General features: G+C 56.4%; 12 protein-coding genes. 7 read left to right on the top strand and 5 right to left on the bottom strand.

What is annotated here, in order from left to right:
* Window positions 1-64: 64 nt before the first annotated feature.
* The 6 genes from RISK_RS08780 (at window position 65) to RISK_RS08755 (ending at window position 9031) form a co-directional block, all read left to right on the top strand.
* Window positions 65-1414, top strand: coding sequence for a right-handed parallel beta-helix repeat-containing protein (locus RISK_RS08780; protein WP_047813908.1), 1350 nt, complete (start codon window positions 65-67; stop codon window positions 1412-1414).
* A gap of 131 nt (window positions 1415-1545) precedes the next feature.
* On the top strand, window positions 1546-2091 hold the full coding sequence (locus RISK_RS08775) for a sigma-70 family RNA polymerase sigma factor (protein WP_047813907.1): 546 nt from the start codon (window positions 1546-1548) through the stop codon (window positions 2089-2091).
* Between the two features lies 1 nt (window position 2092).
* On the top strand, window positions 2093-3433 hold the full coding sequence (locus RISK_RS08770; RefSeq protein ID WP_047813906.1) for a FecR domain-containing protein: 1341 nt from the start codon (window positions 2093-2095) through the stop codon (window positions 3431-3433).
* A gap of 76 nt (window positions 3434-3509) precedes the next feature.
* Window positions 3510-6059, top strand: a complete 2550-nt coding sequence (locus tag RISK_RS08765; RefSeq protein ID WP_047813905.1) for a DUF1592 domain-containing protein — start codon at window positions 3510-3512, stop codon at window positions 6057-6059.
* 95 nt (window positions 6060-6154) lie between these two features.
* On the top strand, window positions 6155-7453 hold the full coding sequence (locus RISK_RS08760) for a DUF1552 domain-containing protein (RefSeq protein WP_047814153.1): 1299 nt from the start codon (window positions 6155-6157) through the stop codon (window positions 7451-7453).
* 84 nt (window positions 7454-7537) lie between these two features.
* Window positions 7538-9031: a sulfatase family protein gene (locus RISK_RS08755; protein WP_047813904.1), complete on the top strand. Its 1494-nt coding sequence runs from the start codon at window positions 7538-7540 to the stop codon at window positions 9029-9031.
* Between the two features lie 163 nt (window positions 9032-9194).
* Here the strand turns inward: RISK_RS08755 and RISK_RS08750 are convergent, their stop codons facing one another.
* From RISK_RS08750 to RISK_RS08740, 3 genes are all read right to left on the bottom strand, one after another.
* Window positions 9195-9722, bottom strand: a complete 528-nt coding sequence (locus tag RISK_RS08750; protein WP_047813903.1) for a hypothetical protein — start codon at window positions 9720-9722, stop codon at window positions 9195-9197.
* A 93-nt stretch (window positions 9723-9815) separates the two neighbouring features.
* Window positions 9816-13163, bottom strand: coding sequence for an efflux RND transporter permease subunit (locus tag RISK_RS08745; protein ID WP_047813902.1), 3348 nt, complete (start codon window positions 13161-13163; stop codon window positions 9816-9818).
* Window positions 13164-13282: 119 nt separating this feature from the next.
* The gene (locus RISK_RS08740; RefSeq protein WP_047813901.1) at window positions 13283-14767 is read right to left on the bottom strand and encodes an efflux RND transporter periplasmic adaptor subunit; all 1485 of its coding nucleotides are present in this window, start codon (window positions 14765-14767) and stop codon (window positions 13283-13285) included.
* Between the two features lie 304 nt (window positions 14768-15071).
* Here RISK_RS08740 and RISK_RS32155 point away from each other — a divergent pair, with 304 nt between their 5' ends.
* Window positions 15072-15410 carry a hypothetical protein gene (locus RISK_RS32155; protein ID WP_160311414.1) on the top strand — a complete coding sequence of 113 codons (339 nt, stop codon included), beginning with the start codon at window positions 15072-15074 and terminating at the stop codon, window positions 15408-15410.
* Window positions 15411-15764: 354 nt separating this feature from the next.
* On the opposite strand, the gene RISK_RS08725 is transcribed toward RISK_RS32155, so the two are convergent.
* The gene (locus RISK_RS08725) at window positions 15765-17342 is read right to left on the bottom strand and encodes a TolC family protein (RefSeq protein WP_236696160.1); all 1578 of its coding nucleotides are present in this window, start codon (window positions 17340-17342) and stop codon (window positions 15765-15767) included.
* A gap of 542 nt (window positions 17343-17884) precedes the next feature.
* The gene (locus RISK_RS08715) at window positions 17885-19084 is read right to left on the bottom strand and encodes a DUF1559 domain-containing protein (protein WP_047813897.1); all 1200 of its coding nucleotides are present in this window, start codon (window positions 19082-19084) and stop codon (window positions 17885-17887) included.
* Between the last annotated feature and the right edge of the window lie 105 nt (window positions 19085-19189).

Raw genomic sequence — 19189 nt, 5'->3', positions numbered from 1 at the left:
AAACGACTGGTTCGCGAATGGTAAACTGGACGGTCCTACCTCCCACCATTGAGAATGGACCACCATGAATTGCCGTCCCGCCCGCCGTGTCACTTGCTCCCTGTTCCTCGCGTCGATCACGGCGTTTTCCGTTGGCACATTTGCGTTGTTGCCGTTCGCCCTTGCCGCTGAACCGGCAGGAGATGGCGTTGCCGACGACACCGCTGCGATTCAGCGATGGATTGACGCCGAACGCGACGTGCAACTTCCGGCGGGAACGTACCGAATCACGCGTCCACTTCGGATTGATCTGAAGAGCACTGGTGCGATTGGATTTCGAGGCGAGGGGCGTAGCCGGATCGTGATGACGGGCCCCGGGCCAGCGATCCAGGTCATCGGGACTCATGCGGGAACCGCAGATCCTTCGACCGTAACAGACGAGGTTTGGAATCAGCAGAACGCACTGATCATTTCCGACTTGGAGATTGTTGGTGAGCATCCCGAGGCTGACGGCGTCGAACTGTCGGGAACGATGCAGCCCACGCTTCACAACCTGACGATTCGAAGGTCGCGACATGCGATTCATTTGGTGGATCGCAATCGCAACGTGATCGTCAGTGATTGCCATCTCTACGAGAACTCCGGCGTTGGACTGTTTCTGGATGCGGTCAACCTGCATCAAATCAACGTCACGGGAAGTCACATCAGCTACAACGCCGGTGGAGGAATTGCTTCGCACGGTGGCAACGTTCGCAACTTGCACATCACCGGTTGCGACATCGAAGGCAACATGGGTTCCGCCGAGGCCGCTTCTTCCGCAAATGTTTGGTTGACCAGCGGGTCGGGATCAATCGGAGAAGTGGCGATCACCGGTTGCACGATCCAGCACACCCATCAAGGCAAAGACTCTGCCAACATTCGGATCGATTTGCACAGCCAGCAAGTCAACGGCACGGAGGAACGTCGGCATGGCAACATCACGATCAGCGGCAACATCCTCTCGGACACTCAAGTCAACGTTCACTTGCGGCACCTGCGAAGTGCGACGGTCACCGGCAATACCATTTGGAAGGGATTCCAAAGCAACGTGGTGCTGGAAAATTGCGAAGCGGTGACGTTGGCTTCCAACGCCATGGACCGGAACCCTCGCTACCACCTGGGGCGACACGCCGTTGCCAAACATGGTGTTCAACTGACCGATTGCCGTGACTGCGTTCTTTCCGCCAATGTGATCCGAGGCGTCAACGATCGTCCCGCGGTGTTGGAGCTCACTCGATGTCGCGGCATCCTCGTTCAAGGCGGATTGTTTTCAGACGACTCGCTGCCGGCGATTTTGGCGGTGGAATGCTCGGACTGCATGATCCGAAACAACATCGTCCGCGGCAGCGATTCCCCGATTCAATTGCGAGACTGTGAAGGGATGCAAACCGACTGATTCGTCGACGGACTTCTGGCAGGTTCTCAATCCCGGGCGTGTTTCCAGGACGAAATTCCCCGGAAACGAATTAATTCGCAACATTCCTCGGAATTTGCGGCAGGTTGTTCCCGTGACTCAAATAGGTAGTCATGTCCCCATCCCAAGACCCGCCGCAACCGTTGACCGAGAGCGACTTCATGCGTCTCTTCGTCAAGCATGAACTCGCTTTGCGAGCGTTTGCGAGATCGATGCTCCCTCATTGGAACGCGGTCGATGACGCGATCCAAGAAGCCAGTGTCACGATGTGGCAAAAGTTCTCTCAGTTAGATGGTGAGGACGGATTTCTTCCCTGGGCGAAGGTCATCTTGCGTTTCAAATGCCTCAGTGCTGTCACTGGATTGCGACGTGACGGACGGTTGCTCAGCGATGAAGTGTTGAAACAAATCGCGGACGAAGCAGAGGCCATCGAGACCGAGCGAGTGGCGGAGATCCGTTCGGCACTGCAAGAGTGCCTGACCAAGTTTCCTCCGCCACACCAAGAATTGTTGATGGCACCGTATCAAAGCGGCGGCGAAGTCACGCGGCTTGCGGAAAGCGGCGGCAAAACCGTCAACGCGTTTTACAAGCTGCTCGGGCGACTCCGTCAAAAGCTTGCCGATTGCGTTCAGCAACGTTTGCAAATGGAGGCGAACTGACATGGACCCTTCTCAGTTGATTCAGCAATACCTGTTGGGAACGCTTTCGGATTCACAAGTGGCTGATCTGGAACAGCAGCTCGCGAGCGACTTGAATTTGCGGAAAGAGTTTGCCATCGCCGCGGCCACGGATGCGGGGCTGCGTGATCTGGCCATTCAGCGTTCGATGGAACCGCCGGTCGTTCGAAGTTCAACCACCAATCGAAACATTTGGTTGGTGGGTTGGTGTGCGATGGCCGCCTCGTTGTTGCTCGCCTTTTTGTTCACGACCGGTTCGCAAACGCCCACTCCCATCGCAACGCTCAGCACCAGTGAAAACGCGGCATGGGAAAGTTCGTTGCCCACCACGGTCGGATCCAAGTTGGTCGCCGGCAACATGAAGTTGATGGCGGGCATTGCGACCGTTGAGTTTGAGTCGGGAGCCAAGATCACGTTCGAGGCCCCTGCCCACTTTGAATTGTTGGATGCCATGCGAGTTCGAATGGTTGACGGGGCGGCCGTGATTGATGTCCCTGAATCCGCACATGGATTCGTCGTGGAAACACCTGGCGGATTCGCGATCGATCACGGAACTCAGTTTGCCGTGTCGGTGCAAGAGTCGTCGCAGACATCGGACTTCGAAGTGCTGCAAGGCGAGATTTCGGTTCACCATCCCACCAGTGGGAAAGAGGTCCACTTGTTCGACAAGCAATTTGCTTCGCTCTCAGACAACGCGTTGTCGATGCAATCTGCGACCTCGCCCGAACAAGAATACGACCAATCCAACGCGGATCGCCCTCGTGTGATTCGGGTCGGAACGGAAGGGCGATCCGACTATGTCATTCGCAACAATCGCCGCGGCAAGTGGATTCATCCAGAGATGCTGATGGTCAAACGAGCGGACAGTCGCAAATGGGACATGCGAGCGATGTTTTCGATGAGCATCGATTCGGTTGACTTGAACTCCGTCTCAACCGCAAGGCTGCGTCTGAACCAAGTTCCCAGCGGCAAGGGGTTCGCTTCGCGATTGCCAAAACTCAACACCTTCGCGATCTATGGTGTGACCCATCGATCCAAAGAGACTTGGGACGACGACCCGAGTTGGGAAGACGCCCCCGACATCACCGATGGCATTTTGCTTGGCAAATTTGACATCCCTCGCAGTCAACAAACGGGAACGTTTGGCATCCAGTCCGATGCGTTGCTGCAGTTCCTGCGAAACGACAATGACGGACGGGTGACCTTTGTTCTGGTACGTGAATCGGGCTTGGTCGAAGGCACCGACCGTGGTTTGGTCCACGCGTTTGCGAACGATGCCCACCCCGAGGTCTCCGGCCCGCTTCTGGAGTTCACTTTGGACTGATCGATTGAGTCTGCCTCCCCGCGTCCCCACCATTCTCTGGTGTCCCCTCCACCTTCACCGCCTGAGATTCATCCTCATGGTCTTTCATCGTCTTTCACTCGCTCTGCTGTTTCCCGTTGTTTGCCAGGCAGCATTTGCGGAAGAACTTCCCAGCACCGAGATGCCAAGTCGTCACGCGGAGTTGCTTGAAAACCACTGCTTGGATTGTCACGACAGTGCGACCAAGGAAGCCAACATTGACCTCGAATCGCTTTCGATGAACGTGGCCGAGGACATGGCGACCGCGGAATTGTGGTCGAAGGTGCTGGGGGCTCTGAACTCGGGCGAGATGCCACCGGAAGATTCGGAGCCTCTTCGTGACGCGGACAAACTCGCGTTTTTAGAGGACTTGTCTGAGAAAATGGTGACCGCACGACTGCTACTGAGCGATTCGGGCGGCGACATCATGATGCGTCGTCTGAATCGCCGCGAATATGCGAACACGATGCAAGCATTGTTGGGCGTGCGTCCGGATGTGACCACGCTGCCGGACGACCAAGCCACGGCTGGGTTCGACACCGCAGGAGCCTCGCTGTTTTTGTCGAGCGACCAAATCGAACAGTATCACTCGACGGCGATTGCGAATTTGCAGTTGCTGCTTTCGCCTCGAAAGAGTCCGGAGTCCAAAACGGTTCGCATCCAACCCGAGGAGTACTACACGCCGCACTACACCGAGGCGGCCGAGCAAATGCGAGACATCGGCAAGCGTGCCAATGCATTCTTGTCCCAATCAGAGAAACCTGCGTCTGAGTTTGGGTTGTTGGATGCCTACCAAGCCAAGAAGCAGAAGGTCCAGGAGTGGTTGCCATTGATGGAAGACTACATGGCTCGACCGGAGACCCAAACGGGGATCACGTTGATCATGACGATCAAACAAGGCGGGTACACGAAAGTCAAACTGCCGACGCAGCATCCCGACGCGGATGGCAAGTACCACGTGCGAGTTCGTGCGGCGATGTACCCCGACGCCGATGAACGGCATCACTACTTGGAATTCAGCTCCGGCTTTGGAACCGGGCGCAAGTTGCTGGGGTGGCGGAAGGTCTCCGCTCCAATGGACGATCCACAAATCATTGACTTTGAGTTCACGCATGAACCGGGAGCCAAGCAACAAGTTTGGATTCACCAACGATCTCATCAAGATCGCGGCGACAAGAACCTCGCCACGCTGCACATGCGAGAAAACGGAATCGGAACCCCGCCTGGTATTTGGATTGATTGGGTCGAACTGAACGGTCCTTTGCCTTCGGATCAAACCAAGGCCATCCAGGCTGCTCGTGATTCGATCCTGTTTGAGCACCCGAGTGACATGGAGGAATCCGAATACGCTTCCGAGGTGATCCGGCGTTTCGCCAGCCGAGCGTTTCGTGGTTCACCACCTGCTGAAGAATACCTGCGGCGTTTGCGTCAGCACTATCAAACGGCCCGCGACCAGGGCCAATCAGTCACCGAGGCGTTGGTCTCACCACTGTCGATTGTGATGGCTTCCCCGAGTTTTCTTTATCAAGTCGAAGAATCGGCTTCCGGACAAGATCGTGACTTGTCGCCCAAGGAGTTGGCGGTGCGGTTGTCGTACTTCTTGTGGTCAGCTCCTCCGGATAAGGAACTGATGGCCCTGTCGGAATCGGGCGAACTGTCAGATCCTTCGATTTTGGCTGCTCAAACGGAACGAATGCTTCGAGATCCACGCAGCAAGGCTTTCATCGAGGGGTTCGTTCATCAGTGGCTGCAGATGGAACGATTGGACATGTTCCAGTTCAACGGAGCGGACTTCCCCAACTTTGACAACGCCGTTCGCGAGAACGCTCGGCAGGAGATTTTCGAAACGTTCGCTTACTTGCTGGAGAGTGAGCTGCCTCTCGAAAACTTACTGAAGGCTGACTTTGTTGTCATCAACGATTTGTTGGCGGGGTACTACGGAATCGAAGGCGTGGAGGGGCACGAGTTTCGCAAGGTCGCGGTTCCGGACGGATCGTTGCGAGGGGGCTTGTTGGGCACAGCAGCAGTGTTGGCGATGGGCTCCGATGGCCAGCGATCGTCGCCGGTCGAACGTGGTGCTTGGGTGCTGCGTCACTTGCTGAACGATCCACCGCCGCCGGCACCACCCAACGTTCCTCAACTGAGTCGATTGGCGGGGGAAACCTTGCCCGCACGCGAATTGGCACGAGCTCACCAGGAGCAACCTCAGTGCGCCAATTGTCATCACAAGATCGATCCGATCGGGTTTGGACTCGAGAATTTTGACGCGGCCGGTCAATGGCGAGATCAAGAGGTGATTGGACTTGGGAAACGTCGATACGGGCGTTGGCAGGAAGACGTCCGATTCGAGATTGATCCCGCTGGGAAGGTTCCGAACGGAAAACAGTTTTCAAACTTCTTGGAACTCCGTGACGCAGTCGCGGAATACGACGATGAATTCGCTCGCGGATTCACGGAGGCTTTGATCGCGTACGGTCTCGGTCGTCCTTTCGGATTCACCGATCAAGAGCTTGCCAGCCAGATCAGCTTGCAGGCAAAGCAACACCATCATTCGATTGTCCAATTCATTCACGCACTGATTCAGTCACCGGCGTTTCAAACTCGTTGAGCAGTGAAACTGGCTTCCAGCTCGTCCCTCGATCCTTCGCAACAATGACAGGCAGAATGTCTGTCGCATTTCTCGTCCCCATCAAGGCAACTCCCATGAGAACAATTCGTCCTTCCCGTCGTGGGTTTCTTCGCAGCAGCAGTGCCTTGGTTGCATTGCCCATGCTGGAGTCGTTTGGTTTCAAGCGATTCGCGAGCGCCGCAACGACGGCGATGGCTCCTTCCAAACGCATGGTGTTTTTGGGAATGGGGTTTGGTGTCACCGCGGACCGTTGGTACCCCGACATCAACACGGTGGGCGAGAACTATGAATTGCCCAAGATCCTTCGGCCGCTGGCCAAGCACCAGAACGACATCACGATCATTCAGAATCTGATGCACCAATATTCCGCTGACGGACACTCCGGCAGCACGTTCTGGTTGACCGGCGCGAACCGTTATGCGATTCCCGGGCAGAGTTTTCACAACACCGTTTCGGTCGATCAAGTTGCCGCCGAAGTCCTTGGGCAGCAAACTCGATTCACGTCGATCCAGCTTTCTGCGCAGGGTGCCGCCATCGATGGCCATGGTCCCGGCGGATCACTGGCTTGGAATCGTTCTGGCAAACCGATCGCAGGGTTGGACACGCCGGTGGCTGCTTTCCACCGTTTGTTCTCCGTCGACAGAACCCCACTTGAAGTTCAACAGCAACGATTGCAGGAACAACGAAGCGTGCTCGACACGGTGCTTTCGGACGCCAAGTCGATCAATCGGAAACTCAATGCTTCTGACAATGCGAAACTCGATGAATACTTCCAATCCATCCGAGAGATTGAGGTTCGATTGTCCAAAGAAGAGAAATGGTTGGGGGTCGAGAAGAAGCGGCCTCAACAAGCGGTTCCCGAACCGGGGGAATCACTCGAGGGCGTGGAAGAGATTCGGATGATGTACGACATCATGGTCGCAGCCATGCAAGTCGATGCCACTCGGGTCTTCACCTACCGGATGCCGGTCAATTCGATGATCGCCAGCCTCGGTGCGACGATGAGTGCGCACAGCATGAGCCACTATTCCGAGGGCGAACGTCGCACCGTTTCGCAGAATCGTGACACCGCCCACGCGCGGTTGTTGGCGGAGTTCATGGACAAACTGAAAGCCAGCACGGAACCAGATGGTTCGACCCTCTTTGACAACGTCGCCATCTCGATGGGAACGAACCTCAGTTCGGTGCACACGTTGAAAAATTGCCCCACCTTGATCGCCGGTGGTGGAGCTGGATTCCGCCATGGTCGTCACCTTGTGATGGACGACCCCAAAACGCCGTTGTGCAATCTTTGGCTCAGCACCTTGCGGGGCGCCGGCATTCAGTCGAATTCCTTCGGTGATTCGACGGGGATCATCGAGGATCTGTTTTGATGCTTGAATCGGAGTGAATTCGAAAAGAGTTTCTAATTCGCTGCACTGTTTCCACTTCCTGCGCTGAAAGTACCTGGTCCTGCCATGACATGTCCTACCCTGTTCTCCTTGCCGATTGTTATTCGCTTGTCGGCTGTCATGACGCTGGCGCTGATGCCGGGGGTGACCCGCGGGGAAGCGGCGGAGCGTCCCAACATTGTCTTGATGATGTGTGACGACATGGGTTGGGGCGACACGGGGTTCAACGGGAATGCGATCATTCAAACTCCCGAACTGGATGCTTTGGCCAGAGAGGGGACGGTGCTCGATCACTTCTACTCCGTCGGTCCCGTTTGCTCGCCAACCAGGGCCGCGTTCTTGACGGGACGGCACTACTTTCGAATGGGCGTTTGGTCGGCCAATCAAGGTCACCTCCCCGAGCAAGAATTCACCTTGGCAAGAATGTTGAAGTCAAACGGTTACATGACCGGGCACTTTGGCAAATGGCACCTGGGGACACTCAGTCGAACAATCTCTGCGAAAGGGAAGCGGCGGCGTCCGGATCTTCATTACGCACCGCCTTGGGAACGCGATTACGACGCTTCTTTTGTGACGGAGTCGGCGGTGTGCACCTGGGATCCCGGCATCGGCAGACGTGCACGCAACAACCCCTACTACGAAAACGGTGTTCCAACGGACGAGAACGTTTTGGGGTGCGATTCCCGGGTGCTGATGGATCGAGCGGTGCCGTTCATCGAACAGGCGGTGGCCCGCGAACAACCGTTTCTCAGTGTGATTTGGTTCCACGCCCCGCACGAAGACATCCAAGCTGGACCGGAGTACTTGGCCCGCTACGAAGGGCACGGCGAGGCGGCCCACTACTATGGATGCATCACCGCCGTGGACGACCAAATTGGGCGACTACGACGGAAACTCGATCAGCTTGGTGTCGCCGACAACACGCTGCTCTTCTTTTGCAGTGACAACGGACCGGAAGGTCAGACGCCCAAAGATCGATCCAAAACGCGACGTGCGGGCAGTGCAGGCGATTTCTCGGGACGCAAACGAAGCGTGCTCGATGGTGGCGTTCGAGTTCCCGCGTTGGTCCATTGGGCTGGCAAAGTCCCTGCTGGCGTCCGACTCGATGTCCCGCTGTCGGTCATGGATTTGCTTCCCACCGTGGCAGCAATCACGGGGACCGAGCCGCTCCCAAATCGTTGGCTCGATGGTGAAAACGTCCTTCCCATTTGGAAAGGCGAACAATCGAAGCGTCAAAAGGCCATCCCGTTTCGCTACGGGGAATTCGCATGCTTGGTCCGAGGAACACACAAGCTGATCATCGAGTCAGCCAGCGACACTTCACACGACCGATTGTTTGATCTCAGCAACGATGTCACCGAATCAAACAACCTCGCCGACCAGCATCCAGGTCTGGTCGGATCGATGCGGAAGGAGCTGCTTGAGTTCTTGGAGTCTGCGAAATCCAGCCATGCGGGCGAGGACTATGACGGTGATCACACCAAACCGGTGGAACGATGGCGTTCACTTTCGAAAGCCGAGTCGTCTTCTTTGCAATCTCACACGAACTTTGTGCGTTGAATCTGAACGCGTCCGATGTCGAAAAAGCGGCTCCCGGTCCTTCGAGGGCTAGTCGAATCGCGGACCAGGAACCTTGCCGGCATTGGAACGTCCTCCACCGACTGTTGCGATGAGACCACCATGGTGAATGCAATCACCCCGGTGGCTCAGCGTTTTTTTTGATTCAGTCGTGGTCGTGACCCTCTGCGTCGTGGTCGTGTCCCTCGTGATCATGATCGTGCGAGATCTTTCCGGTGTAAGACTTGCCGCTGATCTCCAACGTCACCGCACCTTCGGCACCCTGTTCCATCCACGCTGCCATCTCAGGGTTGGCGACGCTGAACGAGGACGACTTGCCCTCAGTGGTTTGTGCGGCCGGCAGCGAGAACGTTTTCACGATGTCATCGTGCTTCAAGCTGACGGTCAGTTCGGCCGCTTCGATGGCAACCGTTTCGGTCGCAGCACCGTTGAGCACGTTCAGCGTGACAGTTTGGTCGTCGTGAAGCATCTCCAAATGGAACGCTTCCTTGCCGAGTTCAATCAGTTCTCCACCGTGAGGGCCATGTTCGGGGTGACCATGTGCTTCAGGCGGCATTCCCTCCATCACCACCGTGTCGGTGCTGGAGTTTGTCGCCGCACCTGAGGGCGACTTGGGGCCACAGCCAACCAGGAAAACACACGCCACTGCCACCAAATTCCATGCAAACTTCATTTCAACTCCGAGATTTGAGGGGATAACAATCACTTCGAGGATTCTTTTCCATCGATTCAGGACGTCGTTGATCGATCGAAGGGTTCTTTCAATTCAATGGGTTTCGTTCAAGAAAGGGTCGCTGGTTTCGGCGCTCGAGGCGTCCACCATTTGCTTCCCAGCGCCACGTCCAATGGCCCAGAACAATGCCGGCCGCACGAAAAACTCGGCCAGGGTGCTGCTGAGCAATCCACCGACGATCACCGTCGCGATGGGGTACAGGATTTCTTTTCCCGGTTCTCCTGCGGCAAGTGCCAACGGCAGCAACCCAATGCCTGATGTCAGGGCCGTCATCAACACCGGTGCCATGCGTTCTTGTCCTGCACGGACCACCATCTGATGAGTCCATGATTCACCTTCGTGACGAACCAAGTGCAAGTAGTGGTTGAGCAACAGGATGCCATTTCGACTGGCGATACCGCACAGTGATATGAAGCCCACCATCGCGGCAACCGTCAGATTTTGGTCGGTCAGCACGAGTGCCGCCACGGCACCGACAAACGCGGTCGGAAGTGCGACCAGGACTTGCATGGCGAAATTGATGTTTCCAAACAACGTGTAGAGAACCAGGAACATTCCCAACAACGCCACACCGGACAGGAACATCAATCGACGCGTTGCCGATTGTTGGCTCTCGAATTGGCCGCCGTATTCCAAGTAGTACCCCGGTTCGAGTTCCAGGTCTTCCAGACGGGATTGGATGTCGTTGACCACGTCCACCACGCCTCGGTCGGACACGTTGGCTTGCAACACAATTCGGCGTCGAACCTTTTCTCGCTTGATCATGTTGGGACCATCGCTGCGATAGATGTCTGCCAACTCATCCAGTGGAAGTGTGCCGCCGTTGGGCAAGGGAACTGGCAGTCGCTTCAGTTTCTCGATGTTCTCTCGGTAGGGTTCGTCCATGCGAAGCATCAAGTCAAACGTCCGTTGACCGAGCACGACTTGGCTAACAACTTGCCCATTCATCGCCGTTTCAACCAGTTCCATCACATTGGCAGGGCGCAGCCCATTCTGCGTCAGAGCGGGTTGATTCACGTCGATCCGCAGTTGGGGAATGTTCGTCTGTTGCTCGATCATCACGTCCGCCAAACCCGGCACACCTGCGATGCGTTGCTTCATTTCTTCCGCCTTGTTTCGCAACACATCCAAGTCATCGCCGTACAGTTTGATGCCAATCTGCGCCTTCACCCCAGAGATCATGTGACTGATCAGGTGAGCGAGTGGCTGTTCGGTGCTCGAAACGACTCCAGGAAATTCTTCCATGGTTTCGCGAATGGTTTCGATGGTTTGTTCCCGATCCGCTCCGTCGGCGATCTCCAAGAACATTTCCGTGACGTTGACTCCTTCCGCGTGTTCGTCCAGTTCGGCACGTCCAGTGCGGCGAGCCACTGACTTCACGGAGTCGAGCTTCATCAATTGCTCTTGAATCGTTTCACCGATCTGGTTGCTGGTCGCCAACGACGTCCCTGGTGCCAACAGAGCGTTGACCTGCACCGCACCTTCGTTGAAAGGCGGCAGGAAATCACGCTCCAGTCGCGACAAGGCGATGCCGGCGAAGACGACCAGCACCGCGGTCGCGGCCAACACGGGGACTGCGAATTGCGTGCTGAAACGAATTGCCAATCCCGCGATTCCTTTCAGTCCTTCCAACAACCGTCCCTCTTCCGCGTCCTCGCCACCAAGCATCCATTCAGAGACCTGGATCAAGATCCAAAACACGGGCGTCAACAGAAGCGTCCAAGCAAGTTGGTTTCCAGGAAGTCGCCAATCTTCGACGAACCAATGTGAGAATCGCGGCAAGATCCAGGTGACGGTCAGCCCAGCGATTCCGAATGCCAACAAGGGAACCACCAATTGCCAGTTCCGTTTTCCCACCATCAGCAACGACGCCAACACAGGAGTCACGGTCAGCGAAACGCCGAGCGAAGCAATCAGAGAGACCACATACCCCATCGCGAGCGGCACAAACAGTTTGCCTTCCATTCCTTCAAGGGCGAACAAGGGGATGAAGACGAGCACCACAATCGCAGTGCCGTAAACAACACTGCTTCGCACCTCGACACTCGCGTCGTAGACGACTCGCAGATTAGGTCGAGGGGTATCGGAATGACGGTTCTCTTTCAGCCGCCGAAAGATGTTTTCGACATCCACGATCGCGTCGTCGACCAACTCGCCGATCGCGACTGCCAATCCACCCAACGTCATTGTGTTGATCGACAATCCAAACGCTGCGAACACGCAGGCGGTGGAAATGATGGACAAAGGGATTGCGGTGAGCGTGATGAATGTGGTGCGAAAGTTCAACAGGAACAGAAACAAAATCACCAGCACCAACACGCCACCATCTGCCAAGGCCTCGACCACATTGTCGATGGCTCGATCGATGAACGAGCGTTGGGAATAGACGTTGGCGATTCGGATGTCATCCGGAAGCGATCCCCGGAGTTCCTCCAGTGCTTCCACGATCGCTTGATCCACCTTGCGAGTGTCACTGCCGGGTTGCTTGTTGATGGTCAGCACGACGGCGGGACCACCTTCGACGTTGCCGTTTTCATCACGCACAAAGGCGGACGAATCACCTCGCTTGACTTGAGTTCCCTCGACCACACGAGCGACATCTGCCAAGGTCACCGGCCGTCCCGAACGCATTGTGATCGCGATCTGTTTCAGTTCCTCCAAGCTGGTGATGCGTCCCAGCCCTCGAACCAGCAACTCGTTGGCTCCTTGGTCATCCAAGTAACCTCCCGTCGCGTTCAAGTTGGACTCTTTGACCGCTGTGTGAACTTCTTCAATCGTCAGGCCAAACTGAATCAACTTGTCGGGGTCGATCAGCACTTGATACTGCATTCGACCGCCGCCCATGGTGAACACCTGCGACACACCCGGCACCGTCAATAACCGCTGGCGGACAACCCAATCGGCCAAAGTCCGCACTTCCATCGGTTCGGTTTCGCCACCTTCGCTCCACATCCCGTACATCAGGATTTGGCCCATGATCGATGAAATGGGGGCCAGGGTTGGCTTCACGCCATCAGGCAATTGTTCGGACGCCAGTTGCAAACGTTCGTTGACGATTTGCCGGTCATTGTAAATGTCGGTGTTCCAGTCGAACTCCACATAGATCACCGACAATCCAATGCCACTGCTGCTGCGGACCGCTTCCACCCCACTGGCTCCATTGAAGGCGGTCTCCAATGGAAAGGTGATCAAGGTTTCCACTTCCTCGGGTGCCATCCCATGGGCCTCGGTGATCACCACCACGCGAGGGCGATTCAAATTGGGAAAGACATCGATTGGAAGTTGGGTGGCTTGCCAAGTCCCAACGCCCAGCATGATCGCCGCGACCACCAGGATCAGCAGGCGGTTCCGCAACGAGAATTGAATGATCTTGTCTAACATCGTGGTCACAAGTTGAAATGAATGGGGTGGCTTGGTGGGCAGCAACCTGCGAGCGACATTCGCACTCTTTCTTGGCTGGCCCCCAAAAGAATCTCAGAACGATCGTCGACGGATCGAGATCAGTGGTTGTGGCCGGCGTGCGGGTCAATTGCACCACCACCACGATTCTTCATTTCCATTTGCAACTGGTGAGCACCACGCACCGCGATCTGTTGCCCAGGCCAGATCTGCCCATCGTTTCGGATCGCCACGTGGACGCTGTCGCGAGCCACAATCTCCACTGCGACGCGATCAAAGTGATCGCCGTTTTCGATGAACACAAACCGGTTCAACCCTTCTTCCGCAACCGCATCTTTGGGCACCACAATCGAGTTTTCGATTCGCGAGACAGGAAGGCGAAGCGTCAGTCTTTGCCCAGGTTTGAATCGCCAACTGACATAGCGCTTCTGATTTCGGACCTCGTCACGTTCAATTTCGTTTTCGAGACCGACATAGAACGCCAAGGACCGTGATTCCGTCTCGATCTTGTTCCCAATGTAAATCACATTCAGGCCACCAATCATTTCCACGTCGCCGTCCGGCCCGCTCATCGTGGCCTGGACTTCAGCGTGTGTGTCCGCTGCTTGTCGCAACAGTCGGGCATCACGTTGATAGGCCAGGCCTTCGATCAGCAGTTGGCTGAAGTCGGAAATTTGGGAGATCTGTTGGCCAGCGGTGACGGATTCACCCCGGCGCACGTCCAGTTCCGAAACAACAAATTCTGCATCAATGTGCGTGTGCCCGTGATCGTCCAGTGGCGGTGGTTGCATCGACGCCAGTCGGGCTTCGGGGTTGCCCGCCATCCGATTGGTCGCCTGGCTGAGTGCCTCGTGATGCAGCGAATTGTCTTCCTCGACCCATGGCGCCCGAACAATGACTTCGCGAATCAAGGTGCGGTCTCGTTCGATCGTGGCAATCTGTTGTTCCGTCAATCCGTGCAGCAGCATCGATTGCTTTGCCGCACGGAGGCCCGCGAGCAACTTCTCGCGTTCGTATTCGCGAGCCAAACGCGTCTTGCCTGAAACGGCCCCTGAACTGGTGATCGCCGACAGGCGTTGGATTTCACGATCCTCGACATCCAGTTGTCCCAACTGCAGCAAGAAGTCCTCTTGGGTCTCGACCAAGTCTTGGTGCGTCAAACGCAGCCGAAACATCGGGGAGCCGCTTGCGATCAACTCACCTCGCGACACATGAATCGCGTTGATGACCCCCGTTAACGGCGAGGTGATTGAAATGTGGGTTTTGCCGGGCCACGGTGTCACCATGCCAGGCACTTCCGCGTACTTGGTGTAGGGGCCAACGGTGACCGGTTCTGTTTGGAGCCGCAAGTTGGCTCGAGCCTGCGATGTCAGTTCCAGCGAGTTTGCCGCATCGTGGCCCACATGGTCGTGACCGGCATGGTCATCGTGCCCGTCATCCACACTGGATGGCGATTGCGTTTGGGCGGTTGATGGACCATCGAAATCGGTGAGGAGATACAACCCGATCACGACTGCGATTGCGATGGCCAGCAATGAAAGAATGGAGGTGCGCAGCGACGCGAGCCACGGAATGGATGAGGTCATGACAGTGCACGGGAGCAAGTTGGACGACCGGATCGTCCTCGCAGACAGCGGTTTACGCTGGGCGAAGCGACAAGTGTCTCAATGCAATGGAGAAGTTGCGGTCTCTGTCCTCCCTCGCCACTGGGCGACTGAGGAAATCGAGCCAACACCCACCGGTCGCAAACGAGAACTCGTTCCGATCAAAAGTGAAAATTGGGAATAAAAAGAAGGCAAAAGGTTGATTGCAAACGGGAGATATCCCAGTTCACAAACCACCAATCGCGAGTTCCCAACTTCAAATCACCCAGGTGCACAACCAAGCACAGTGAGACCTGGAATCCATCGCTGTCCAACCGACATCGACGACTGTGACACGGTTCCAAGCAGCCGAGGAACGGTGGTTTGGATCCTCCGCTGGCGTGTCCAGAGAAGCAACCCAAGGCAGTTCGACGACGAATTGCACATCGTTCGAGCCCACAAAGCTGCAACCGACGCCCCCGTGACAACCTGGGTGGTCGTGATCGCATGGGGCGGATTGGCAGAGGCATCCGTCAATGCAAGTTGTTTCACTCGCGTCGGATGTTTTCTGGCCTGCATCATGATGGTGCTGGCAACAATCCTGCGAGTTCCCCTCCCCGTGATCGTGTCCAGCGTGGACACTTAGCGAGTCAGCCTCCAAGTGGTCGTGTGAGCAACCTTCGTGATCGTGGCCACCACAGGCAACGACGTGATGCATCGCACACCCGAAAAACAGGTGCAGCAGCAATGCCACGGCGGTGATGAGACGACAAAAGGCGGACACGGTTTCTCTGTGGATGGAAGGATGCAGCTATTATCGGTTGTTCGGATCACAAAGACCAGATCGAAGACAGCTCAGGAAGAAAATTCAACCAGTCTTTCCGAGGTTCGTTGGACGGAATCTCGCTGATGCCTTTCGACGTTGCCCGCCGTCGCTTGAAGGCCGTTGGACACCAAGATCAATCGGGAATGCCAAACTCCGGGGCGGAGGCATTCCTTTTCAACGGTCCAAGGTCACCAACAACCCTTCGATCTCCGCGGCCGCTTGGCGTGCCTGGGCGGCCGCCTCCAAGACGCTCAAACGCGTGTTGAACAACGTCCGCTGGACGGTCAACAACTGCAGGTAGTCGGTTTCCCCGGCCTCAAATGCCCGTTGCGACAATTGGTAGGTTTCTTCGGAGATTGGCAACACGTTCGCGTTCAATCGGCGATAGCGTTGGAGCGCCACTTGGTATCGTCCAGCTGCGTTGGCCAATCGGCCTTCCAGGCTCCACTGAGTCCTCTCGATCGCGGCAGACGCTTCGGAAATGCTCGCCCGGGCACTGCGGATGTTGCCCTGATTGCGATTCCATAGTGGCAACGGAACGCTGACTCCGATCCGAGCGAAGGTATCATCCGACACGGCGTCGACCCCGACCCCGACGAGCCCGGTGATGTTGGGAGTAACTTGGGCGCAAGCCAGACGCAGCGACCATCGCGCTCGTTCCAACGCGGATCCAGCTGCCGAAATTTCGGGGCTGGTCGCGTTGATATCTGACAGCAGCGAGTCCCATGGTGTTTCGATGAGTCCCTCGGCGATGTCGCCAACCAACGCTCCCTCCGGCAAGGCCGACAAACCGGTTGCAGCGGCCAACGCTTTGCGGCTGGCTCGCAACTCTGTCGCAGCGTTCTCAGCGGTGATGCGTGCTTGTTCCGTCTCAACGCGAGCCTGCAGCCAGGCGACCCGTGAAACTTCTTGAGCGTCCAGCAGATCTTTGACGCTGTCCAGCGACTTCTCCGCCAGGTCGACGATCTGGGACGCGATTTCTGCGCGACGTTGAGCCACCAGGGCACTCGCAAACGCGGTGCGAACGTTGGTGAGGACTCGCAACTCCGCCATTCGCAGTTCCGAGCGTCGCTTTTCAGCCTCGTGAGCCTGAACCTGTTGAGCGATCTCAAGTTTGTTTGCGGTCACGAACTGCTGGGACAATTGCACCGAGTGCAATCCCGATGACGATTCGTTGCCGATCTCATCGGATTGATATTGCAAAACCGGGTTGAATGGCAGGCCCGCCTGGATGGCTTGGCCAGTCGAAAACGCCACCCTTGCTCGAGCTTCGGCAATTGCTGGGTGCGCCCCCAGCGCCATCGATTCAACGGACGAAAGAGTCAGCAGGCCGAGTGGATTGGTGCCCGCCAACTGGGATCCACCAACGATTGGAGACGGCATGCTCGCAGGCGAGATTGGCTGCCCTTCTTCGACCTCTTGCAGGGAGGCATCCAGTTCCATCGCATCACGCAACGTTTGCGGTTCGACGACCAACGTGGAACCTGCGTCGCCGGTCAGATTCAATTCTGGTGGCGCTTGCAAGGCGACCGGTTCTGGTGTGCTTTCACCCGCGAAATTGAGCTGGTCCCAACCGACCTGCTGAACGCGTTCTTTCGGCTCGACCTTCCCTGCCGTCTCTGGGGCGACGGACTCTTGGTACACAGGTTTTGCCCCTGCGAAAGAGCGACTGGGCGTCATTTCGCTGACGGTTTGGCAACCACTCGCGATTCCCAAACAGGCCAGCAACATCGCACTCTTTGCGTTTTGCATCCCGCTCCTGTGATTTGAATGCATTTGCATCGCGACACCTTTCCCATGATTCGACACTAGCCCATTGCGTTCATCGGTTTGACACGACTCGTGCATCACGCACGATCGCGATAACCCGAACGAATCCTCCCCTCCGAGGATCAGGCTGTAACGATTGTGCCAATCAAGAAAATTGGCATGCCACTCTCGCGTTGGACCAACACGAGCCCGTACCGGCGCGATCCAGCATGCATTCGCGGCAAGTCAGTGACTCATCACGACTGCCTACGAAAGTCAGAACCAAGCGAACGGCCCCGAATGCCTCGGCCCCCAATTGCTGGTCCTTGCGCATCGGACGATCACAAGGTGGAAATCAAAGCTGCCGACGGCTGAATGAGCGGAATTGCGGCGACACTTTCCTCTCGCTTTCAAAATGATTGTTTTCCGAAAGCGGCCTCAATTCCACGCGATACCGGCTGGGTCGAGTCCACCCAAAAAACGAGCCGGGAAGCAAAGATTCGCAACCCGGCTCGTTCGTGTCATTGCTGGTCTTGAGCGTGCGGTTACTGCTCGAGAGAGACAATCTCGCGACTGCCTCTGGTTCCTAAAGCTCCCCACAATCCGAACGAGCTCTCAGCTCCGGAATGAGCCGGTGTGATCGCCTGGTTTCCAGATTCAATGCTGTCGGTGATGAATCGAACGGCACCATCACCCATCAGGACGTGAGCACCACCTTGATGCCGACTGGAGGCCGACGAGATTCCTTGCGAAGCGTCCCCGCCACGAAAACAACTTAGACTGTTGGGCGGCTTAATCGTCTGGAACGCCGTGTACTGGATCCGTCCGTCGGCCCAACGTCCGCCACGAATCTGGTTGCCTCCGCCGACCGTGGCCGTCGTTAACCAAAATTGAGGCCGTTGCGGGTCAACAAACTGATCACAGGCGGCAGGGTCTGTCGTGACCGTGTCAGGGCCGTTGAGAATGAACTCGGAGATGATCTCACGACCACCGAGAATCGTAGCGATCTCCCCCATTGCGATCGTGTTCGACAAACCGTCGAGGCAGTCACGAAAGGCGGTTTTGTGCCGCACCCAAAACAACCCGCGGTTGCGACTTCGAGCCGCACTCGCGCGGTTGCTATCGTTCGAACCGTTGCCTGCTCGAATCGCGGCTTCGTCCGTGTCGATTCCGACGGATCCATCGTAGATCCCGCTTTCGTTTTTACCGCCGCTGTGAACCAATTCAATGACGTCGCCGACACACACGGCGTAGTTGCAGCGTCCCAGTGCCGGGAGTCCCCGCCCTGGATCGCTCGGACAACGCAGCATCGGTATCTCTGTCATCCAAGGCGGATAGTAGGTCTGCCACGGACCGGGCCCCATGGGCGGACTGTCCGGAGGATAGGCCAAAACACCGTCTCCGTTGCGATCAAACGGATTGCTAATCTGTTCCCACAACCCTTGTTGCTCGAAAAAGGGCGTCAGACCGACTTGCGCGCTGATGTATAGACGATTGCAAATTGTCGAATCATTGGTGTAGGTACGCGTGTTGCCCGTCATGTGTTGCGGCAACTGGTTGTACGCAGAATGATAGTTGTGCGTGGCGAGCCCAATCTGCTTGAAGTTGTTACTACAACTCATGCGACGAGCGGCTTCACGAGCAGCCTGCACGGCCGGCAATAACAAACCGACCAAGACGCCGATGATCGCGATGACCACCAGCAATTCGACCAGCGTGAATGCCGATCGTTGATGAAATCTCATGGAATCTATCTCCAAAATTTCCCGAAAAGAAAAGCGTCGCGATGAACTCGCGATGAGAGAACAGGAACCGTGTTTCCATTGGATCCGCCGACTCCTGTTGCGACT

This window comes from Rhodopirellula islandica (assembly GCF_001027925.1).
GTDB lineage: Bacteria > Planctomycetota > Planctomycetia > Pirellulales > Pirellulaceae > Rhodopirellula > Rhodopirellula islandica.
Note: the sequence above shows the minus strand (reverse complement) of the source record. Positions and strands in the feature narration are given on the sequence as shown.

Bases quoted from the DNA above. Each gene is read 5' to 3' on its own strand.
- RISK_RS08780 (WP_047813908.1), top strand. From the start codon at position 65: ATGAATTGCCGTCCCGCCCGCCGTGTCACTTGCTCCCTGTTCCTCGCG.
- RISK_RS08760 (WP_047814153.1), top strand. From the start codon at position 6,155: ATGAGAACAATTCGTCCTTCCCGTCGTGGGTTTCTTCGCAGCAGCAGT.
- RISK_RS08725 (WP_236696160.1), bottom strand. From the start codon at position 17,342: ATGCAAAACGCAAAGAGTGCGATGTTGCTGGCCTGTTTGGGAATCGCG.
- RISK_RS08755 (WP_047813904.1), top strand. From the start codon at position 7,538: ATGACATGTCCTACCCTGTTCTCCTTGCCGATTGTTATTCGCTTGTCG.
- RISK_RS08775 (WP_047813907.1), top strand. From the start codon at position 1,546: ATGTCCCCATCCCAAGACCCGCCGCAACCGTTGACCGAGAGCGACTTC.
- RISK_RS08765 (WP_047813905.1), top strand. From the start codon at position 3,510: ATGGTCTTTCATCGTCTTTCACTCGCTCTGCTGTTTCCCGTTGTTTGC.
- RISK_RS08750 (WP_047813903.1), bottom strand. From the start codon at position 9,722: ATGAAGTTTGCATGGAATTTGGTGGCAGTGGCGTGTGTTTTCCTGGTT.
- RISK_RS08740 (WP_047813901.1), bottom strand. From the start codon at position 14,767: ATGACCTCATCCATTCCGTGGCTCGCGTCGCTGCGCACCTCCATTCTT.
- RISK_RS08770 (WP_047813906.1), top strand. From the start codon at position 2,093: ATGGACCCTTCTCAGTTGATTCAGCAATACCTGTTGGGAACGCTTTCG.
- RISK_RS08715 (WP_047813897.1), bottom strand. From the start codon at position 19,084: ATGAGATTTCATCAACGATCGGCATTCACGCTGGTCGAATTGCTGGTG.
- RISK_RS08745 (WP_047813902.1), bottom strand. From the start codon at position 13,163: ATGTTAGACAAGATCATTCAATTCTCGTTGCGGAACCGCCTGCTGATC.